Genomic DNA, 3,107 nt, shown 5'->3' with positions numbered 1-3,107 from the left:
GGGCCGCCCCCCGCTATCCCGCACGTCATGTCGCCGTAACCATTGATTCAGCCGGGCTTGCGACGCTCGGCCAATGCAGCCCGCCGTGCCAGAGCCTTCGCCGCCCCCCGAGGGGCCCGCGGGGAACGGGGCCGTCACGCTCCCACCCGCACGTTCCGACGCGCTTGTGTCACCCGTTGCGCGGAAGAATGGGTTCATGAGCCAGTCAGACACCCAGGCAGAGGTACAGCACCCGCAGCCCTCCGTGGGCTCCATCGCCGCGCACCGGCAGCGTGCCGTGTCCGCCCCGGTCTCCGACCTGGAACCCGACCTCGACGCCGATGTCGACGCGTACGAGGAGAACCAGGCCGAAGGCGCCCCCCTGCCCCAGGGCCGCTTCCTCGACCGGGAGCGCAGCTGGCTCGCCTTCAACGAGCGGGTCCTGGAGCTGGCCGAGGACCCGAACACACCCCTGCTGGAACGCGCGAACTTCCTCGCGATCTTCGCCAGCAACCTGGACGAGTTCTTCATGGTCCGGGTGGCCGGCCTCAAGCGCCGGATCGCCACCGGCGTCGCCACCCGCTCCGCCTCCGGCCTCCAGCCGCGCGAGGTGCTGGAGATGATCTGGGCCCGCTCCCGCGAGCTGATGGCCCGGCACGCCGCCTGCTACCACGAGGACGTCGCCCCCGCCCTCGCGGACGAGGGCATCCACCTGGTCCGCTGGTCGGAGCTGACCGAGAAGGAACAGGCCCGCCTCTTCACGCTCTTCCGGCACCAGATCTTCCCGGTCCTCACCCCGCTGGCCGTCGACCCCGCGCACCCCTTCCCGTACATCTCCGGCCTCTCCCTGAACCTGGCCGTCGTCGTACGCAACCCGGTCAGCGGCCACAAGCACTTCGCGCGCGTGAAGGTGCCGCCGCTGCTCTCCCGCTTCCTGGAGGCCTCCCCGGGCCGCTACGTCCCCATCGAGGACGTCATCGCGGCCCCCAACCACCTGGAAGAGCTGTTCCCGGGCATGGAGATCCTGGAGCACCACGCCTTCCGGATCACCCGCAACGAGGACCTGGAGGTCGAGGAGGACGACGCCGAGAACCTCCTCCAGGCCCTGGAGAAGGAACTCATGCGGCGCCGCTTCGGCCCGCCGGTCCGCCTGGAGGTCGAGGAGTCCATCGACCGCGAGGTGCTGGACCTGCTGGTCCGCGAGCTGAAGATCTCCGAGGCAGAGGTGTACCCGCTGCCCGGCCCGCTGGACCTCACCGGCCTCTTCCGCATCCACAGCCTCGACCGCCCCGAGCTGAAGTACCCGAAGTTCGTCGCCGGCACCCACCGCGACCTCGCCGAGGTCGAGTCGGCGTCCCCGCCGGACATCTTCGCGGCCCTGCGCGCCCGGGACGTGCTCCTGCACCACCCGTACGACAGCTTCTCCACCTCCGTGCAGGCGTTCCTGGAGCAGGCGGCGGCCGACCCCGACGTCCTCGCCATCAAGCAGACCCTGTACCGCACCTCCGGCGACTCCCCGATCGTCGACGCGCTCATCGACGCGGCCGAGTCCGGCAAGCAGGTCCTCGTCCTGGTCGAGATCAAGGCCCGCTTCGACGAGCACGCCAACATCAAGTGGGCGCGCAAACTGGAGGAGGCCGGCTGCCACGTCGTCTACGGCCTGGTCGGCCTGAAGACGCACTGCAAGCTGTCCCTGGTGGTCCGCCAGGAGGGCGAGACCCTGCGCCGCTACAGCCACGTCGGCACCGGCAACTACCACCCGAAGACCGCCCGCCTGTACGAGGACCTCGGCCTGCTCACCGCCGACCCGCAGGTCGGCGCGGACCTGTCCGACCTGTTCAACCGCCTCTCCGGCTACTCGCGCCGCGAGACCTACCGCCGTCTGCTGGTGGCCCCCAAGTCCCTGCGCGACGGCCTGGTCTCCCGGATCCTCAAGGAGATCCAGCACCACCGCGCGGGCCGCCCGGCCTTCGTCCGCATCAAGGTCAACTCGATGGTGGACGAGGCGGTCATCGACGCCCTCTACCGCGCGTCCCAGGCGGGCGTGCCGGTGGACGTGTGGGTGCGCGGCATCTGCGCGATACGCCCCGGGGTCACGGGCCTGTCGGAGAACATCCGGGTCCGCTCGATCCTCGGCCGCTTCCTGGAGCACTCCCGGGTGTTCGCCTTCGGCAACGGCGGCGAACCCGAGGTGTGGATCGGCAGCGCCGACATGATGCACCGCAACCTCGACCGCCGGATAGAGGCCCTCGTCCGGGTCGTCGACCCCGGTCACCGCGCCGCCCTCAACCGGCTGCTGGACACCGGCATGTCCGACAGCACCGCCTCTTGGCACCTCGGCCCGGACGGCGAGTGGACACGGCACGCGACCGACGGGGACGGCGGGCCCCTGCGCAACGTCCAGGAGATGCTCATAGACGCCCGGAGGCGCCGGCGTGGCACAGCAACACCTTGACCCGACGGACCCCACGGCCGACGCGGCGACCGGTGACGCCCTCGCGGGCTATCTGCGCGCCCAGGCCACCGAGTTCCTCCGCGCCCTGCGCCTGCACCGGGAGACCGGCGGCAGCTCCGCGGGCGGCGCGGAGGGGTCCGTCGACGCGGCCCGGGCACTGCGCCGCTCGGCCCGCCGCATCAGCGGCACCCTGCACACCTTCCGTCCCCTCCTGGACCCCGACTGGTCCGAGGAGATCCGCCCCGAACTGGCCTGGCTGTCCGGCACGCTGGGCATGGAGCACGCGTACGAGGCGCGCCTGGAACGCCTGTTGCTGGCCCTGCACAGACTGTCGGGCTCCGCGGCGTTCCCCGCCCAGACGGTCACCGCCCCGGCCGCCGGCCCGGGCGACCCGGCGACCGCCGCGGCCCGGGGCAGCCGTGCCGCGGGCGCGGCACGCACGGCAGCGCCGGCACCGCTCGGCCCCGGCGGCCCGGCCGGCCGGACGGCGACACAGGAACGCGGCAACCTGACCGTGGGCGCGGCGAAGGCGGGCGCCTTGCTGGAACGCCAGCTGACCCTGGCCCGGACCCGGGCCCACTCCACCGCCCTCCAGGCCCTCGGCTCCTCCCGCTTCCACGCCGTCGCCGACAAGGTCGCCGTACTCGCCAGCGAGGTCCCCCTCACCCCCGCC

The 3,107-nt window shown here is 72.4% G+C and carries 2 protein-coding genes; both read left to right on the top strand.

The features are described 5' to 3' along the window. The first annotated feature begins 73 nt into the window (after positions 1-73). Positions 74-2,434: an RNA degradosome polyphosphate kinase gene (locus tag CCN44_RS11910; RefSeq protein WP_189397116.1), complete on the top strand. Its 2,361-nt coding sequence runs from the start codon at positions 74-76 to the stop codon at positions 2,432-2,434. Further along, on the top strand, positions 2,415-3,107 hold a 693-nt coding region (locus CCN44_RS11905), incomplete at its 3' end, for a CHAD domain-containing protein (RefSeq protein ID WP_143649705.1). The genes CCN44_RS11910 and CCN44_RS11905, both read left to right, overlap by 20 nt.

Origin of the sequence: Streptomyces tricolor (assembly GCF_002155905.1) — a bacterium.
GTDB classification, from domain to species: domain Bacteria; phylum Actinomycetota; class Actinomycetes; order Streptomycetales; family Streptomycetaceae; genus Streptomyces; species Streptomyces tricolor.
This window is presented reverse-complemented; position numbering and strand designations above follow the sequence as displayed.

Bases quoted from the DNA above. Each gene is read 5' to 3' on its own strand.
- CCN44_RS11910 (WP_189397116.1), top strand. From the start codon at position 74: ATGCAGCCCGCCGTGCCAGAGCCTTCGCCGCCCCCCGAGGGGCCCGCG.